The 18,505-nt window shown below is 52.7% G+C and carries 8 protein-coding genes and 4 pseudogenes; 7 read left to right on the forward strand and 5 right to left on the reverse strand.

All coding sequences use genetic code 11. The features are described from left to right. Positions 1-254: 254 nt before the first annotated feature. Positions 255-890, forward strand: coding sequence for a response regulator transcription factor (locus J7E41_RS25595; protein WP_214997062.1), 636 nt, complete (start codon positions 255-257; stop codon positions 888-890). Here J7E41_RS25595 and J7E41_RS25600 read toward each other — a convergent pair whose 3' ends face one another. After that, positions 891-1,586, reverse strand: a complete 696-nt coding sequence (locus tag J7E41_RS25600; RefSeq protein ID WP_214997063.1) for a response regulator transcription factor — start codon at positions 1,584-1,586, stop codon at positions 891-893. A 738-nt stretch (positions 1,587-2,324) separates the two neighbouring features. Between J7E41_RS25600 and istA the strand changes: the two are divergent. The 3 pseudogenes from istA to J7E41_RS25615 form a co-directional block, all read left to right on the forward strand. Beyond that, positions 2,325-3,542 (forward strand): annotated as a pseudogene (gene istA, locus J7E41_RS25605) (IS21 family transposase); the annotation flags it as partial. Positions 3,543-3,573: 31 nt separating this feature from the next. Further along, a pseudogene (locus J7E41_RS25610) lies at positions 3,574-3,874 on the forward strand (ATP-binding protein); the annotation flags it as partial. A 242-nt stretch (positions 3,875-4,116) separates the two neighbouring features. After that, positions 4,117-5,079 (forward strand): annotated as a pseudogene (locus J7E41_RS25615) (IS110 family transposase). Positions 5,080-5,372: 293 nt separating this feature from the next. On the opposite strand, the gene J7E41_RS28220 reads toward J7E41_RS25615, so the two are convergent. The 3 genes and pseudogenes from J7E41_RS28220 to J7E41_RS25625 all read right to left on the reverse strand — a co-directional run bounded on the left by J7E41_RS28220 (position 5,373) and on the right by J7E41_RS25625 (position 7,439). Continuing rightward, positions 5,373-5,492 carry a plasmid pRiA4b ORF-3 family protein gene (locus J7E41_RS28220; RefSeq protein ID WP_251029684.1) on the reverse strand — a complete coding sequence of 40 codons (120 nt, stop codon included), beginning with the start codon at positions 5,490-5,492 and terminating at the stop codon, positions 5,373-5,375. Between the two features lie 134 nt (positions 5,493-5,626). Beyond that, positions 5,627-5,764 carry a hypothetical protein gene (locus J7E41_RS28225; RefSeq protein WP_353049431.1) on the reverse strand — a complete coding sequence of 46 codons (138 nt, stop codon included), beginning with the start codon at positions 5,762-5,764 and terminating at the stop codon, positions 5,627-5,629. 139 nt (positions 5,765-5,903) lie between these two features. Continuing rightward, positions 5,904-7,439: pseudogene (locus J7E41_RS25625) on the reverse strand (IS3 family transposase). Positions 7,440-7,839: 400 nt separating this feature from the next. Here J7E41_RS25625 and J7E41_RS25630 point away from each other — a divergent pair. Next, a complete protein-coding gene (locus tag J7E41_RS25630) occupies positions 7,840-11,460 on the forward strand; it encodes a transporter substrate-binding domain-containing protein (protein ID WP_214997064.1) in 3,621 nt (1,206 codons plus the stop codon). Between the two features lie 171 nt (positions 11,461-11,631). On the opposite strand, the gene J7E41_RS25635 is transcribed toward J7E41_RS25630, so the two are convergent. Continuing rightward, a complete protein-coding gene (locus J7E41_RS25635) occupies positions 11,632-12,246 on the reverse strand; it encodes an alpha/beta fold hydrolase (protein WP_214997065.1) in 615 nt (204 codons plus the stop codon). Positions 12,247-12,471: 225 nt separating this feature from the next. On the opposite strand from J7E41_RS25635, the gene J7E41_RS25640 reads away from it, so the two are divergent. Both J7E41_RS25640 and J7E41_RS25645 read left to right on the forward strand, forming a co-directional pair. Then, positions 12,472-12,834, forward strand: a complete 363-nt coding sequence (locus J7E41_RS25640) for a histone-like nucleoid-structuring protein, MvaT/MvaU family (RefSeq protein ID WP_214997066.1) — start codon at positions 12,472-12,474, stop codon at positions 12,832-12,834. A 654-nt stretch (positions 12,835-13,488) separates the two neighbouring features. After that, the gene (locus J7E41_RS25645; protein WP_214997067.1) at positions 13,489-18,420 is read left to right on the forward strand and encodes a hypothetical protein; all 4,932 of its coding nucleotides are present in this window, start codon (positions 13,489-13,491) and stop codon (positions 18,418-18,420) included. The last annotated feature ends 85 nt before the right edge of the window (positions 18,421-18,505 follow it).

The raw sequence follows: 18,505 nt of genomic DNA on the forward strand, positions 1-18,505 counted from the left end.
GCAACGTGCATGGCGTACTCGGGCTGGGGGGGGGGGGGGGGGGGGGCTGCGATTCCATGTCAAATTGACAAAGCATGGGACAAAGCGATTGACTGGTCAGCGAGGCCTGAAAGGCTTTTACGGTTGCTCAGTAATTGCGTAATATCCAGTGCTGCATCTAATGCTTGAGGCTTGTCTTAAAAAAAAGCTATTTGTTGCATATTCCGAGAGTGTAGTAAAATACTTACTAACTCATATCATCTGCTGGCAAGCTCATGGATAACCGCGTAATAATCGTCGACGATCATCCGGTAGTGCGCATGGCGGTTCGCTACCTAGTGGAACGCGAGGGTTACAAAGTCGTCGGAGAAGCCGAGGATGGCGCTCAGGCATTGAATCTCATACATGAGCTACAGCCGGGAACGGTGATACTCGATATTGGTCTTCCAAAAGTCGATGGCATAGCGGTGCTCAATGGTATAGGGGTGTTACGCTTGCCTGTGAAATTCATTGTGCTAACTGCTCAAGTTTCCAATTATATCGCAAAGCGCTGCATGGAAGCAGGGGGGCATGGTTTTGTGAGCAAGCACGATGATTTGCGTGAGTTGGTCAACGCTCTCCAGTCTGTGAAAAATGGTGACCATTATTACTCAGAGAGCACTCTGCTTCTCACTCGGCACGAAGTTAGCGTGCATCGGGGCGAAGAGCTTTTAAAGACCCTTTCTATCCGCGAGCTTGGTGTGCTTCAGCTGCTGGTCCAGGGTCTGAGCAATCAGCAAATCTCAGAGCGTATGCTGCTGAGCAGCACCAATATCAATGCATATAAAACCAGGCTCCTGATCAAACTGAACGCAAGCTCCCTTGTTGATCTCTATGATTTGGCCAGGCGCAATGGGTTGGCCGAATCGTAGTCAAAAATCCTTGAGGTCCAAATGTAGCTTGAACAGCTCAGTATCTGTGCGAACGTTTAGTTTGCGTAGTGCTGCCTGTTTTTGACCACTAATAGTCTTTCGGCTACGAAGAAATTTGCCGGCGATTTGAGATACTGACATTCCTTCCAAGCAGCAGCGCAGCACTTCGCGCTCTTTGGGGGATAATGCAGGGTAATCTGTTAGCGCCCCAATGTTGTTTGAGGGGGCGCCGTCTTCAGCGGGTGCGACTGAGGTGATTGGTGTGGAATCAAGCTCTGCAGCCATGGATGGTGAAAGATACAAGTGCTCCTGGGCCACGATTCGGATCGCTCGCATCAACTCTTCAGTTTCTTGAGACTTTCCAAAAAAGCCATTAGCCCCAGCACGAATAGCCATGTTAACCGTAGCGGGACGCTCCACGGATGAAAAAATCAGGATTCGCATTTCTGGGTAATGGCTACGCAGTAGCTGAATCAGCCGCAGACCATCTAGCTCCCCCTCGCTCAGCTGATAGTCAAGAACCAATAGGTCTGCCCTTTCTCGGCGTAAGCCCTCAAGCAGTTCTGCACTACCTGCGTATACACCTGTTACGCGGAAATCAGACTCGGTGGAGAGTCTGATTTTCAGCGCTTCTCGAATCAGAGCGTGATCATCGAGCAGAGCAATCTGCAGAGGGGAAACGATCGACCACTTCATTTTCAGTACTCCAAAACGTAGATATCTGATTGCCGCTAAATCATGGCTCCACATTAACTCAAGTGAATAATCAAAGAAATATGAAAGTAAAGCGATACCCGAAAAAGGTTACTGAGGTGCCAGGTTCAAAATTTGTCCGTCACGATTACGGTTACTTTGGCGGAAATGACACCCAAAAATTCCGGTCCAGAAGGGATTTGCACAGAGCTTCGGTAACATGATGTTGGATCTTTCGTCACCCGACGTGCAGCGAAAGCAAGTCGCCCAAGATTGTTCGTGATGCCCGTGGTCGCCAACGTCCAACCCCAACCCCAACCCCAACCCCAACCCCAACCCCAACCCCAGACTCTGGGATGCTCCGATCAACTTGCCGGGTCGTCGCGGCGAGTTGGGGGGGGGGGCGATATGCATCGCTCATGCGGAAAAGCGTCGTTTACCCACCTGATTGGCGAGCTTGGTGCACGGTTCCCGGGGGGGGGGCAGGCGCGCAACTCGCCCATACCCATCAGCTGTTTTCAAGCGGTCTACAGGTTTGACAATGCGAACAGCGTGGTCAGTTCAGCCGTGTTTTTCATCAGTCTGCGGATCCCACGGCCATCCGGCCATCGACTCCACCGCCATCCGCCCCCCCCATCCACGTACATCCGGCCATCCCCAAGGCAGGCAGCAACGCAGGATTAATTCACGGCCATCGACCTCTTTTATCGAAGCAGAGAGGTCGTCGGGGAGCGGTTATCCATGCGTAAGATTCGAGAAGTATTGTCTCTCAAATTTGAGCTCGGCCTATTTACCCACCAGGTCGCTGTCAGCTTGCAAGTGGGTCGAGCCAGCGTCGGTGACTACCTCAATCGTTTGGCTGTCAGCGGCCTGACTTGGTCCTCTGCACTGACCGACGCCGAGCTACAACGATGTCTGTTTCCGCCGGCGTCGACGGTTCCCCACAACCAGCGTCCGATGCCCGACTGGTCATGGGCTCATGCCGAGTTACGTCGCCCCGGCGTCACCCTGGCCCTGCTTTGGCAAGAGTACCGGCTCAGCCAACCGCAAGGCTTCCAATACACCTGGTACTGCGAGCACTGCCGCCTCAGGGCCGCGAAGATCGATGTGGTCATGCGCCAGGAACACCGTGCCGGTGAAAAGCTGTTCGTCGATGATGCTGGCCAAACTGTGGTGGTTGTCGACCGGCGTACCGGCGAAATCCGTCAGGCGCAGATCTTTCGTCGCCGTGCTGGGCGCCTCCAGCTACACCTTTGCTGAGGCCACTTGGTTGCAACAACTGCCGACTGGCTGGGCTCGCATGCGCGCTGCTTCGCTTTCCTCACTGGGACGTCGGAGATACCGGTGCCGGACAATCTGCGCAGCGGCGTCACCCAAGCGCATCGCCACGAGCCGGACATCAACCCCTGCTACCGGATCTGGCCGAGCACTACGGCGTTGCGGTGCTGCCTGCTCGCTCGCGTAAACCCAAGGATAAAGCCAGGGTCGAAGTCGGCGTGCAAGTGGTCGAGCGCTGGATCCTCGCAGCGCTGCGCAACCGCCAGTTGTTCTCCTTGGGCGAACTCAGCACGGTCATCGGCGTACTACTTGAACGCCTCAACCATCGGCCCTTCAAAAAGCTGCCCGGCTTGCGCCGCTCAGCCTTCGAGGCCATCGACCAACCGGCGCTGCAACCGCTGCCGGAGCATCCTTGCGTCTACGCCGAGTGGAAAAAAGTACGGGTGCACATCGACTATCACGTCGAGGTCGACGGTCACTACTACTCGGTGCCGCACCAAGTTGGTGAAGCACCAACTCGAAGTACGTCTGACCGCGCAGACCGTTGAGTGCTTCCATACCAACCAGCGCGTGGCCAGCCATCTGCGCTCGCCGCACAAAGGCCGCCACACCACCCAGACCGAGCACATGCCCAAGAGCCACCGGGAACATGCCGAGTGGACACCGCAACGGCTGATCCGCTGAGCAGAGCAGGCGGGGCCCAACACTGCTGGCGTCATTGATGGCGGGTTATGCCAAGACCGATTTTGATCCTCGACGACTGGGGCCAGGCGCCGTTTACCGCTGCGCAACGGCGCGACATGCTGGCGCTGTCGGATGACCGCTATGGCCAGCGCTCGACACTGGTGACCAGCCAAATGCCGGTAGACAGATGGCATGCGCTGATCGGCGATCCGACCTTGGGTGACGCGATCCTCGACCGACTGGTGCACAACGTTTATCGGATCGAACTGAAGGGCGAATCGATGCGCAGACGCGCAACGAAATTGACGACGACGGGCACTTCAATCTAACAATGCGAACCTGCGTCGCTGCGCTCCGACTGCCTGGCCGGATGAGCGTGGAGCGGTGGCCGGATGTTGGTGGGCTGAGTGGCCGGATGGCGTGGAATGCGCAATCAGTCCACCAAAGCGCGCTTTCACATAACCCAAATGCCGCTTGATCGTAAGCAATGGCGTGGGCGCCCGCCCATAATCGCCTCGCTGTGCCAGGGTGAGTGGCGTCACCATCCACTTGCTCGAAGGGGTAATCAGCCATGGAAATCAGAACTGTTGGTATCGACTTTGCAAAAAAACGTAATTCCAGATTCATGGCATGAACGGGCGAGGCAACCCCCTGTTGCGCAAGCAACTGAAGCGCGATCAGGTGGCAGTGTTTTTTGCCAACCTGCCGCCTTGCCTGATCGGCATAGAAGCTTGTAGCAGTGCTCACTACTGGGCCCGTAAGCTTGAAACGCTTGGCCATACCGTGCGACTCATGGCCCCGCAATTCGTCAAACCCCTATGTCAAGAGCAACAAGAATGATGCAGCAGTCTGTATTGGCCTTGCATCGTGCGAGTCAGGGAATCGTGAGGGCGCGTACAGCCCAGGCCAATCAGATCCAAGGGCTGCTGGCTGAGTTTGGTCTGGTTGTGCCGCACGGAATCGCTCACATTGCTACAAGGCTCCCGAGCGTAATCGAAGGCGCGGCCAATGAGCTGCCGGTCTCGTTCCGTCAACTTATTGAGCGACTGATCGAGCACTTCAAAGTGCTGGATACAGAGGTTGAGGAGCTTGAAGCGCAAATCAAGGCGTGGCACCGGGCCGACGAAATCAGCCGCCAATTAGAAAGGATACCGGGCATTGGCCCGCAAACTGCCAATGCGTTAGTCGCCTCGATCGGCGATGCAAAGAACTTTAAAAACGGACGGCAATTGGCTGCCTGGTTAGGCCTCGTGCCTCGGCAGCACTCCAGCTGTGGACGCCGACGTTGCTAGGCATGAGCAAACGCGGAGATGCGTACCTACGAACCTTGATGATTCACGGCTCCCGCTCAGTGATCTATCGGGCCGGCCAGAAAAACGATCCCAATAGCTGGCTGGTCAAGCTAATCAACCGGCGCAATATCAATATCGCTGCCGTGGCCTTGGCCCACAAGACAGCCATGATCGTTTGGGCCTTACTAACCCACAAAAGCGAGTACCAACCGGATTATCGGCATCCACTCCTAACTGCTTAGACGAGCCGTCGAAGCTTCACCGAACTAGATCACACCACCGATTGCACAGGCAGTCACTTAGTGATGGCAAGACAGGTAAGACCGCGGTCGGCACAACCCGCGTCGGACGAGGCGCTTCGAGTGCGTGTAAGCGACTGAGGCACTGACCAGCAGAACCCATCGGGGACAGCGAGCACGTCTCGTAGTGAAAGTCCGGATGTACGGGTGCAATCTTTACCTTCAAACCGTTTCGAAATGAAAGCTTGGCAAACAGGAGGGCGTCCATGTACGTCCGCCCAACACCCTCTTGCTGATCAGACCTTCGCCTGCTTCATCCATTGATTGACCCGCTCACAGTCAAATGCCGCCGGCTCAAATACTTCGCCGTACCAGTCTGCGATGTCGTCGTGTTCTGAATGCTTGGGGTCTGCCATGGCTTCTCGAGAACCCTCGGAACCCGGCGCCCCACCTACGTCTTACGGTGGCCTGGCATTGGCGCCCTCATGCAATACGGAAGTTGAGGGGTAGTGATCGCGGGTGACCTTTTCTCGACTTTGATTCGGTGATCCTAGCTGTCACCAAAGTCGTAAAGATAGTCAAACCTCTTTTTACCGACCAGCGCTTTGACCAATGTCTTGCGAGCTTCTGGATTCACCGGCGGCCTCCAGTCATCAGGATCGGGAGTCCCGTATTTCTCACCGGCTATTTCAAACTCATGAAAATGACTGTCGCTCTAGCCCATCACGACTTGAATCACGTGATGCAGCTTGCCCAGGGAAGTGTTTTCAGGGATTACGAAACGAGATCGTCGGTGTAATGGGGATGCGGATAAAAACTTGGACTGGTTATAATGCGATGCCCAGGCTATCGCGATACTCAATGGGGCTGAGAGCGCCGAGGGAAATCTTGTTTCGTTTCTCGTTGTACCCGCGAATGTATGATTCCAGGGCCTGAATGAACTGCTTGATGCTCGCTGGCTGCCAATTGCGAGGATAGAACAGTTCCGTTTCAACCTGCCGAAGAAGTCTTCACAAACTGCGTTGTCAGGCGAGCAGCTCTTGCGCGATATCAAACGAATCAGCTTCGCATCAGCGATACGCGATAATCAGCCGGGCCAGCGGCGGTGAGCGCCACGATCGAAGTGAACAACAGGCCGTTTATCGTGGCAAGCCAGCGTTTCAACGGCGGCTTCCAGCAGCGTGTTCACAAGCTCGGCGTCCGGACGCGTGCCGATCGAGCAACTGATGATCTTCCCATGCAGTCGATCATGGGGACAGGTAGACCTTGCCGGCCGGGATCTGGAACTCCGAGATGTCGGTCAGCCATTTCTCATTCGGAGCAGTAGCCGTGAAGTCCCGGTTAACGAGGTTTTCCGCCGCGGGACCAATCGCCCCGAGGTAGGAGTCGTAGCGACGGCGTTTCGGCGTGGCGACGACCAGGCGCTCCTGCTTTACAAGCGCTGCACCACCTTCTCTGACAGACGCCTGCGCGGTCTGCTCAGCGAAGCCTGCATCCGTCGGTACCGTAACAACGATGATTGCGCTCGAAAATGTCCGCCATGGCACGACGCACGTCGGTGCCTTTGGTGTATTTTTCCGCGACCGGCATTCGGGTTCGATGATAGCAATAGGCGCTTCGGGCCAAGCCCGGCGCTTCAAGCAGCTCTGACAAGGAATACGTCTGCCTCAGGGCATCAGCCAGCAATGTCTTCTCCCGATTGGTCAGGAGTTGCCGATCGATGCCCGTCTCTTTTTTTTATGAGTTCATTCGCCTTCATCAACAGTTCGTGTTCAAGCTACAGACGACGCACGTCGAGCCGAAGAGATTCAAGTTGCGGCTGCAACTCTTCTCGTTCCGGTGACGATGGAGTTTCCTGTCGGCGCTTCAGGGATGCGGATGCCTCTGGGCCGAGTAACTGATTTTTCCAGTTGTACAAGGCCGGCCTGCACACGCCCAGCTTTGAGCCACGGCTTTCGCACTTTCTTGTCGCGTGCACAGCGCGATGTCGCGGCCTGCTTCATCGCGCGCGGGCGAGCCGGCCCGTCAGATCGACCGACGACACGCGTGCGCAGTTGGGGGGCAATTTGTGAATCCAGGCACGCAACGCTTCCCGTGCGGGGTAGCCCAGCGCCTTGAGGGTGGAAGATGCAGCGCTCGTGGTCGAGAGAGTAGCCGACAGCCTTTTCCCTTTGGATCAGTGAGTACTTCGACTCGGAGGACACATCGTCACGTGACAGGTCGAGGCATCGCTCGTACTCTTCATACCAGCGCTTCAGAAAACTCTTCGTCGGGCAGCCCAACTGATGAATCGTTGCCCCGGTGCGCTTCCCTAGTTTGATGCAGCGCTTGACTGCTCGGATACGGTCTTCGTATGAATACATGAACGACCTCCAGGCAGTCCAAGATTTCCGCCGCATCCCCTTATGCAGGTGCTGATGTTTTTGCATTATGGTGTTTTTCTGAAATTCGCCGAGATTAAAATCTCGCCATCATCGTAACCATGCTGTTTACCGCGTAGAAGCTTTCGTAATCGATGAATGAACGGGGGCTCGGCCTGGCACCGACGTCGTCCCCTCGCTTCCCAGCCGAAGCTAGACGCAGCATGACGACCGTGAACACAAAATAGCTGGGCTTTCACAGTTGCGTCCGGACCCCCAAAGAGTATTTCTTTTCGAGACAAGTCTGCCCATGATTGCTAGATTCAACTGAAAGTTGTCATTTTTTCTACTTTTTTGGTCATCCTAGGCTCCAGCCACAATACTTTCAATGGAACAAATACTCTTGCGTACTCTTAACGTTTCTTTTCGCTGGGTTGGTGGCTTGCTGATTCTGCTGTGCACTGCGATCGTGGCAGCCGAACCAGCGGCAATACCTGTGAATTTGGTCGTCAATGCACCGATCACTGCGCCGAGCGTTAAATTCGATACGCAGACTGAGACTTGGCTTGCCTCCAATCCCGAAATTAATGTGGCTATCTGGAGCCGAGCGTTACCTCCATTGGATATCGGATTTGACCAAAGCAGTTTCGAGGGCGTTACGGCGGACTACCTGGGAGTCATACGCGAAGCAACTGGTTTACGTCTGAAAATTTGGCGTTTCCAGACTCATGCTCAGGCGCTAGAGGCGCTTGAGAAAGGCGAGATCGACATGCTTGCGCTGAACGAGCTGAGTGAGCACTCTGGTGGCTCGATTACTCAGACCCATCCCTATTTGCTGAATACAAAGGTGATAGTGCGCCCAATTGAGGAAACCCTCCCTCCGTCTAAAGATCTAAAGGGACAAAGACTGGCATACGCCGGCGACAAAGAAGTTGGGAAGCTGCTTCAACAACAATATCCCCAAGCAACGCTTATTCAGTACTCCAACCACTTGAATGGTCTGGCTTCTTTGGTGTACAACCAGGCCGATGCGTTCTGGACCGACGCAATCACAGCAGAATTTTTGATCAGAATGCTTTATAGCAACGACGTCTATGTCTCCGGTAATGCCCTCTCTGCCGTGGCAGATATTAATTTTGCTATCAGTGATCGCAAGCCGCAGTTACTAGCAGCAATTAACCAAAGCTTAGATGCAATTTCGATCATTGACAGGATGCGAATCACCACGCGCTGGGGGTTAAGCAACGACTTTTTGTTCAATCCACCTCCGTTGGCTCTTGATTCAGATGAGGTGGCTTGGCTTTCAACTCATAGGAAAATCAGGGTTCTGGTGGCGGGGTCGTACGCCCCCATGACTTTTTTTGATGATCAAGGCCGGCTCCAGGGCCTCAGTGCTGATATTTTAAAAATCATCGAACGACGCACTGGCTTGGAACTTGAAATCGTTCACAGCAATAGTGTCCCTGCGATGCTCAAAGAGCTCCAAAGCGGCCGCGCTGACCTTGTCGCAGCGTTAACCATTAGCGATTTGCGTCTACCCCTCGAACAATACACTCGTCCATATTTAATAAGCCCTTTCGTGGTTGTAACACGCCGTGCAGGAGCGGACATACAAAGCATTGAAGAGTTGAGGGGTAAACGTTTGGCAATTACGGCTAATAATCCACTCTCCAATTGGCTTTCCGAGCACTATCCTGAAATCATACAAATTCCGGTAACTACCGCCGTGAGGGGGATCGAATTACTTTCCGAACATGAGGTGGATGCCAGCCTGCACACCCAGTTTGGTGCCGATTACTTCATCAAGCACCACTTTCAGAAGGATCTGCAAATAGCGGCAGTCATAGGCCCTTTCCCCGCTCGTGTTGCAATGGTTGTCAGTCCCGTAGATCTACCTCTGAAGTCTATTGTTGATAAAGTTTTGTTGGAGATTGCGCCTGAGGAACTAAAAACACTGAGTGATCGCTGGCGCAGGCATGCTGCTCCCGCCGTGTCGAGTTCTTGGAATACCTATAAGGAAAAAGTCTATAAAGTAGTAGGCGTCGCCATTGTCTTCCTTTTGGTGTTCTTGATTTGGAATTATTATCTACAGGTTCAGATCAAGAAGCGTCGTAGTGCCGAACTTGCCCTTAATGACCAGCTGTCCTTTAGTAAAGCTCTCATAGATGGATCACCTATTGCGCTATACGTGCGTGACAGAGCTGGTCGTTTGGTGCACTGCAATCGAGCTTACTCAGAATTTCTACAAACACGACAGGAGGACGTTATTGGAAAAACGCTGGTGGAGTCGGGCGTGATCTCACCAGATTTGAGCCGCCATTATGAGCAGGTTTATCGTGATGCTGAAAGCCATCTTGAACCAGTGTTTGCAGATCTAGAAATCGACATTAACGGTAAGAAGCATCGCATCTATCATTGGACGTTCCCTTTCCGAAGTAGTATCGGTGTGTTCTCCGGCATAATCGGCGGATGGCTTGACATTAGTGAGCGTGAACACTTGATGGAGCAACTTCGCTTGGCGAAGGAGGCTGCTGTTGAGGCAAACAATTCAAAGTCAATTTTTTTGGCCAGCATGAGCCACGAGATTCGGACCCCGATAAGCGCCTTGATAGGGCTTATCGAAATGGTCCGCGTGCGCGGGGGAAGTGCGCATCAGATTGATGAAAATTTAAAAGTGGCTCACCAATCGGCGCAATCGCTGCTAACGCTAATTGGCGATATTTTAGATCTTTCGAAAATTGAAGCCGGGGCTATGGTCCCCTCTCCGCGGCCGACCCATCTTGGGGAGCTTCTCAGATCAGTACACAAACTTTTCGAGATGAATGCCCGAAATAAGAACCTGAAATTTGATCTTTTGATTGATGCTGTCGATGAAAAAGTCATCATCGATTCGTTAATGCTTAATCAAATTGTCGCCAACTTGATCAGTAATGCAATCAAATTCACTCAGCATGGACTTGTGCAGCTTTCGTTGAAGCAGTTGCCCGACGTTGAATCTGGTTTTGGGAGCTATTTGATTGAAGTGCGCGATTCTGGCATTGGTTTAGACGACCAGCAAAAAACGGCTATATTCGAACCTTTTGTTCAGGTTACACCAGATGTTAATTATGGGCGCAGTACAGGTTTGGGGTTGAGCATTTGCACTCGCTTGGCTGCACTTCTAGAGGCTAGATTGACTGTCGACAGCCATCCTGGTATTGGCTCGCGGTTTCAAATGCATTTCATCGCTAAGCGTAGTCAGCACGTCGCCGCCCCCGAAACCAATTCAATTACGACGCAAATGGGTCCGCGCCTGAATATTTTGGTCGTCGAAGACCATGCGCCCAACCGGCTGCTGCTCTGTCAGCAGATCGAATATCTTGGTCACCGAGCGGTGGCGTGCCACGACGGAGAAAGTGCATTGGTCGAATGGCAGCAGGCCGAGCCACCGTTCGATCTGACCATCACCGATTGTAATATGCCGCATATGGACGGTTTTGAACTATCCCGACGGATGCGAACCATCGAACAGTCTAAAGCGCTGAGGGCTCACCCGATATTCGGACTCACCGCTCATGCTCAACCCCATATTGTTCAAAATTGCCTGGATGCTGGTATGACTCAATGTTTGTTCAAACCCATAGGTATCGAGGCCTTGAGACAGCAAATCGGTGCCGTCTCAGCCCAAGTCGAACGTCGGAGTAAAGCAGCTCGGGCGGAGGGCGGGGAGCTGCAGAAGCTCAAGATTTTGGTTCCTGATGCCTACCTCGATTTAGTCAACGAGCTTATCAGTACCAATCGTACAGACGGAACAACGCTTGAGGAGCTAATGCGCAAGAACGATTTTGAGAAAATTGTAAAGCTTGCTCATAAAATCAAGGGTGGGGCACAAATAGCTGATGCCCAAGAGCTGATTGATACCTGTATAGAGCTTGAAGCAGGGGCCTTTCGAAGAGATGCGGCTTTCTGCCACAAACAGATAAAAGCGTTGCTGACGGCTCTGCAGTCATTAGAGCGAAAGCTGCTGAACGACCAGGATCTTTAAATTAATAATCGCATACGCTGAGAAGGTTTTGAGATCAAAATATTAAATTAATATGATCTTCGGTGGTGGGCATGTGCGACGCGATTGGCTTGGGTCTCAATTAGATAAGCTCCGGTAATTACCGATGAAGTTCGCCTTAAATGAAGCTGATCTCAAGGTGAATCATTAAAATTATTCGCTCACCGTAGCCAGAAATGCTGTGAAATGGGCCGAAAGTATACTTAATGAGTTTTCAAAAAAATGGTTTTTCTTTAATAAGAGACTAGGCATTCCATGGCGGCGTGCGAAGTTAAGCGCGTCATCAACCGGGCATATATCATCGTCATACCCATGAACCAATAGACTGGGGACTGGTTTTGGTGCAAGCGTGTTATTGTCACCTGGAATTCGTGTAGGCAGGGCCAGCAGAAATAGGCCTGCTACAGGCAGTTGAGACGCCGCGAGGGCGCTGACATAGGCACCAATACTGGTGCCCATCAATATCGGTGGTGAAGGTGAAGCGGTAATTGCGGCCTTCAGGCGCCTCAGTCTAGGTTCTATACATAAAGCATAATTGTACGGATCGATATCATCCGAGCGGAAGTCGGGGCGGTGTGTTGACCATCCCAGCGACTCGGCAACGGAGGATAATGTAGTCACCTTAGTGCCGTCGGGACCGGTCGTCAGCCCCTTGGACAAGGGGCCGCTGGTGAATCCGTGCGATAAAATGATGTGTCCTTTCAATGAATTGTTCGCCTCTGTTCCGGTGGATAACAGCGTTCGCCACACCGTTGATTTTTTGACCATTTCATCCGCGATGCGGTGATATTTTCAATCGGCATGAGATTCTATAGCCAGTTTTTTCGATTATCTGTAGCTGGGATCGGTTCTGCATAGACTGCTGTCGCCAGTAGTGAAAAACGATCCACTTCCTAAATTTGGATTTTTTGGCGACTGGGTTGATACAGGTGTATGACCCTATTGCACAAAAAACGGTATACCATGACTTTTTCTATCACACCGAGATCGCATATGTCAAAGCTCGTCGAATTCCGCCAACTTGAAAGAAGCCTCGCTGAGCAGCTTCAGGCTCTTGAGGCGCTGAAGGAAAGCGCTGGCCTCAAGAGAGAGATTGAGTTTGAAGCCAAGCTGCGTGCCTTGCTCGCAGAATATGGCTTTAGTTTGTTGGGCGTGATCAATTTGCTAGACCCTCAAGCTGGGCGCAGTGCAACAATGGTTGAGCCGAAGGCTGTTATTCGTAGATCTCGCCAGATCAAGACGTACAAGAATCCGCACACTGGAGGGGTCGTCGAGACCAAAGGTGGAAACCATAAGATTCTAAAAGAATGGAAATCTGAATACGGTACAGCGACAGTTGAGTCATGGTTAACCTGATAACTGAAGTCAAGGGCCTTCGAAGGCCCTTTTTTGAGTTGGCTGACTAACTTGGCGGCAGTTTTGAGGCTGTTTTTCACAAGGGTTTAACGCTGTTCGCGACAAAGTTCAGTGCGTCGCAGAAGTGGCAGCGCCAAGTGTAGTTTGATGACGATTGCGTTGATGATGTCAATAAAGAATGCGCCGACCATCGGTACAACCCAAAAAGCCATTTATGAGGGGCCATATCGCTGCGTAACGGTTTGGATGTCGACGATTAAGTCTTTTTGGCAATAAGACAGATTTTAAAAAGCTGTTTTTTTCTACTTTCCAAGCTCAAAAGGTGATTAAAAAAGGACCAGAAATGAGTGAGTCGACTCACTTTGATACCCGATGGGCTCATTTTGAGCAGGGAGATAGGGGGCGCGATTGGGCGTGTTTCCCGGGATTCCATGAAGAACTTCAAAAAAAAAGAGGGTATTTGTTCGATCTCTCGCATGCTTCAGTTGCTGCGTCACCAGGAACGCAACTGACTGCTCTACCACTCATTGCAAATGTTGAGTGATAGAGACATCTGTCAGGAGCCCATCTATGATCCCACCACGTCAGAATTCTATTGGCGCCGCGCTCTTTCCCGCGCTGCATGCTTTATCCTCAGCGCAAAAGCTGTCCCCATTGGCCCAAGTCTACGAAATATGCTGTAAGTTGAATGAGGGGACGCGAGCTATGGCGCGCCTTGGCACCGTATTGATGGGGCTGGCCAAGCAGCACGCCCCCAACGCCTCCCGAAGCAGCGCTCAGCACATGGCACTGAGCGCTCAAGCTGATGCGTTTACACCTCTGGCGGCGTTGGTCAAAGACACTGAACAGCACGGCACGCAATTGACCCGAGAGGTGGCTTCGCTACTCAATCGGCAGAATCAAGGTGGCCCCCCGCTTTCAGCGTACGAGGCAACGACTTATACCGAACAATTGGATACTTGGTATAAGTCAGCCTCGAGCAGCTACGAAGCGTTGTATAAGCACGCCTTCACTAGCCTCGAGGCCTTGCATAGAAAAGCGAGCCTTTCCGCACCCGCGCTTGCGAAATCCCTAATGGCGTACGTTATCGATGAGGCCAAACAGGCCTCTCTGCCGGCACTCAATTCGTCTGCACAAAATACCTTGCGCGCCACCGTGGCTCAGCTATGTGACCAACACGTTGCAGGCGCTGGCGCCCTGCAGACCAGTGGTGCCCTAAATATTCAACAGGCCCATGTGCTGATGCAAACACCGATGCACAAACTGGCTGAGACGTTGATGCCCTTAGCGCCGCCCTCGGCCCCTTGCGATAGCCTTGACAGCCCCCAATCCAGCAGCCGGCAGCCCCGCTCTATTGCCTCCGCCGGTACTCGGATTGTCGTCAATCAGCTGAATAATAAGTCCAGTGACGTGACGCCGAATACGCCCGCGGGATCACCCGAGCCTGTGCCACTGGGGCCTGTACCGCAGGCGGAAACCCCGCAAAGCAGAGCATTGCTTGAGCAGTTGCACACCTCACAGCGCAGTATGATTGAGTTTCGAGATACCCTACCCAAGGCGTCAGACGCAATAAAGGAAGGTATTGGTACGTGGTTTACCGGCATGTTTCCTGATCTGCACGAGAAGATGGGCGACGACTGGCCGTCGCAGCTTTTCGTACTCCACTGGGAACTGGATAAAGATGGGCACCCGATAAATGAAAAAACGGTCCCCATGACTGAACTACCTTGGTCCGCCGTATTGGGCGCCAGAACGGTGCGGCCTGAACAGTATGTGGATCAGTTTGAAGTCCTGTTCAAAGACGCCGATGGCAAGGAATTGGCGCTGAACACTGCCCAGGCGAAGCGAGCCATGATTGACCAACTCGAGACAAAGGTCACAGATACGTACAGGAGCAATCAGGATAACTACTGGCGGTCCAGGGTGGGCGCCTTGTCTCGATCCCAGGCGCTGAAATTTGAATTGGGTGCACAGTTGCGCACCGAGGCAGAGCTGCGAGCGGATGATGGCACGCTGAGCCAGAAGGGGCTCGAAACGGTGAAGGCTATACTTGCCTCACCGGCGCTCCGCGCCGAAAACGCAGGCAGGAGACCGGGTATCTACCAACTGATGGGAGAAGGCAAGCCACTCTCCGGCACCTTTGTGCTGACGGAGCATCACAACGAGACGGCCCCAGGAACGGTACTGCTGTGGCGACCGGGTGAAGCGCTACAAGAGTTTACCGATCTGTTGGAAATGAAGGCATGGCTGAAAAGTAAAGAGATCACTACATCGGGTGATATAGCCCCTATACAGTCAACCAGCAATCTGTTCGATAGCCGTGTGGCTGATCTGCGCAACACCCTGATAGCCCAGTTTAGCCAGGCGATAAGGGTGAAACCAGCAGAAGGGAATACGCTGTCGGAGCACGTGAATGCGGCCACCGACGCGGGACCGTACCTTGACTTGGCGTCCGCGGCTCAAGGGCGGCAAGAGTTGAAAGACACCGCGCGCTATCTGCACTGGCTGGCCAGCGAGCCGCACCCGGAGGCCAAGCAAGCCTGGCATGAGGCAAGCAAGGCACATGCCCATTTATCAACGCTGTTGACCGCGCTGGCCAAGAAAGCTCTGCAGGTGCGGCCCACACTTGAGCCGGAAAAGCTCGGCAGTCCTGAAGCCGTTCGTGCATTTGCCCACGAAGAATTGAAGAAGGCGTTGGGAGGGCGAGATCCGGACAAGATGTATCTGTCGTATACCGTTCGAACTCCAGCAGCTCCCAGTTTAATCACCAGCTACAATAAGACTGCGATGGGTATGCCAATACCGAACCTTGCGCCAGTATTCACATCAAAGACAGAACGCCTGTCACTGACGGATTGGGCAATGCGAAATGCAGATTACACACAAAAGTTCGGATTTGTTCGCTATTTTTCGTACCCGGATGACAAGCTAGTTGACGATGCAGGTCGCCCTATTTCTGAACTGACCGTCGATGAGGTTATTGAAAAAATCCGCACGGTGGATGTGGGTGGTCGCTATGGTCTGCATCTGGCGAAGACTTGGCTGGACTCAGAGACAGGGGCCAAAGACTATTACGTTGAACTGCGTCAGTCCGCGATGAAGGTGGAGCTACAGAGCACCATCATCAATGGCGGTGGGATCAAAGGCCCACCGCAGCAAGGCTGGGTGGAGGCGGTCATCAGCAACCCCGACGCGACGAAACGGCAGGCCGTGAAGGGCGAAAAGATCGTGGTGCGCCCGCTGGGGATTAATCCGGGCATGGGCTTTCCTTACGGCACCGAGTATGTGCGAGGCGCGTGGGTGATCCAGCCGGTCGGTGCAACGCCATCAGATAAGTTGGTGGTCATGACCCCGAATGCACCCGATGGGCTCTCTTTTAGGGTTTTCCGCAATGCGACGGTAATGCGCAACGCGTTCGCGAATACGCCAGGCATGCAAGCTTATCTGGCCGAGCGGGTGAGCAGCCCGGCGGTAGGAAAGACGATTCTTGACGGACGCGCCACATGGACCGTCTCCACCCCGGAAGAGAAGGGCCATTTTCTGCAGAAAGAGTTTGCCAACAGCATTCAGTTCGCCACTGAGCAGAGCCGGAGGCATGCGACGAGCTTGAAGAGCGTGGACATGAATGCTACCACCGGGATTGTGTACGGCGTGTTGGATATGGTTGCCAGTAGCCTCCCTGTGGTGGCCATACCTTACAACCTGGCGCAGATGGGGCTAAGCATATTCAGGGGGTTCAACAGCCTGAATAACGATGATCCACAAGCGGCGCAGCAGTATTTTATGGACGCAGTCGGGCGTCTGTCTGACTTGATGCCTCCTAGAAAATTGAAAGGCGCAAACGCTCAGGTAAAGCCGCCGACCCATCTGTCCGAGCGGTTGACCCCGGGCACAACCCTTACGCCGAGCTCGCCAGCGCCACTGATGCCAGCGGACATGCCGGCGTGGCCGCGCATGCCGGACAGCGCGGGAAAAACCAAGATGGTCAACCCGCTGGATGAAATCGCTGTGTACCGGGGGCCAGAGATTCCAGCCGGGTCGGCTGTGGTACCGGACGAGGTAATAGCCTGGCGGGCCGATGATGAGATCGTAAAACGGCTCAAGGAAAATGCAGGAGACATGGGGCCTGGCGGGCGTAAGAAGTCACGGGATCCGCAAACGGGTAACGATTACTTGAAGCTCAATGGCGACTACTACCTGAGTGATTACGTGCTAGGTACCCATGTGATCTATCGGCAGGGAGATATCATGCATCCGCGTGTGGTAGAAGTGATGGATGACCAGCTGATCGTCAGGCCAGAGGGGAACCTGGGGATCGGCGGTGGTAAAAATGCGAGCAAGATTAAATCTGAACCTATGCGCGAAACCAAATACGAAGCCAAACCCATAAGCACTGGTGACAAGCCTGTAACTCTTAACTTAGACCTCCCAATATTTGATGGAGTTCTAAGGCGCGACAATAATAGACTCTCTCCATTTTTCGCGAACATAAACGGTCGAGAGATTCCAGTGCGGTTTCAACTGGATAATAACACTTGGATAAGAATGGGCAATGAAAAAACCTTAGAGTTTGATGCGCGCACGAACATGATGGCTGAAGTATCCAGGCCGGTAATGCCAGCAACAGCTGAACAGCGTATTCGGGCGTTCAAGGATTTCGCTATAGATAAAGAACCTTCGTTCAATGCATTGAAAAGCGTTAGCGATATGCCGGGTGCGGTAGAGGTGCCACGCAACATTGAACAAATTTGGATAGGCTCAGCGGAAAAACTACTGGAGCATAAAGGTGGGGTCAAGGAAAACTTAGCACTTGCAAAAAAGCACGGGCACACTATGAACTTAAATGTATTGCTCGACAGCAGCGATGCGCGAGTATTAAATAAGTTGCGCGAAGAGTTCGCAGGCATCAATGTCATCAATATGAAGGAAACGGCGGCGTATAAATTATTCACCAACACCAAATACAACGAGCCCTTTAGAGCATTTAGCAGCGGACCGGACGCTAATCGTGCGGCAGCCTGCGATATTTATAGGATGTGGTTGCTCGACCAAAAGGGCGGATTTTATCTTGATGTTGATGATAAACTTAAGCCCACCTTTTTTGAAGGCGCACACACGGTAGGAAAAGACAATATAATTCCTTCATCAATGGTGAGCAGTGAAACCTTGGGGATGAACTTTCAAATCAACAACAATTTCTTTGGAACCCTTCCCAATAACGAAATGTTAAAGGCCGTTCTTGAAAAAGGATATGATAACTGGCGCGGCTCTCGGAACACCTTTCAGAATAGACCTATTATCTTCAATCATGATCGCCCTTCACCGGAAACAAATGCTGCAATGAAAGAATACATGACCGCCATTGCAGGTACATTTGGCCCAAACACGCTCAGTGAAAAATTCTTCGACAAGAACCCAGATTACTTTAAGTATAGAGACTCCAATATCACACTGACAAATCTTAAAAATAGAGGCATCGTTAGCACTGAATGGGAAAGCCAGGGCGAGTCCGCTAAAGGCAGGCTTTTTTCGGCCGGAGACAAAGTTAGCATGGGGAGCAATAGCTCGTGGAATTATTCAAGGTGAAAATCTTTGTCGGCTCGGCAAATATAAATACACCCTAAATTCAGGTCCTTCACGGAATCCCGGGAAACACAGAAACAAGAACGCC

The sequence above is a fragment of the Pseudomonas fluorescens genome, assembly GCF_018614655.1.
Taxonomy (GTDB): Bacteria; Pseudomonadota; Gammaproteobacteria; order Pseudomonadales; family Pseudomonadaceae; genus Aquipseudomonas; species Aquipseudomonas fluorescens_BX.

What these genes read in the sequence shown, in the direction of transcription:
- J7E41_RS25640 (WP_214997066.1), top strand. Translation starts at nt 12,472, where the DNA reads ATGTCAAAGCTCGTCGAATTCCGCCAACTTGAAAGAAGCCTCGCTGAG.
- J7E41_RS25595 (WP_214997062.1), top strand. Translation starts at nt 255, where the DNA reads ATGGATAACCGCGTAATAATCGTCGACGATCATCCGGTAGTGCGCATG.
- J7E41_RS25635 (WP_214997065.1), bottom strand. Translation starts at nt 12,246, where the DNA reads ATGGTCAAAAAATCAACGGTGTGGCGAACGCTGTTATCCACCGGAACA.
- J7E41_RS25600 (WP_214997063.1), bottom strand. Translation starts at nt 1,586, where the DNA reads ATGAAGTGGTCGATCGTTTCCCCTCTGCAGATTGCTCTGCTCGATGAT.
- J7E41_RS28220 (WP_251029684.1), bottom strand. Translation starts at nt 5,492, where the DNA reads ATGGCAGACCCCAAGCATTCAGAACACGACGACATCGCAGACTGGTAC.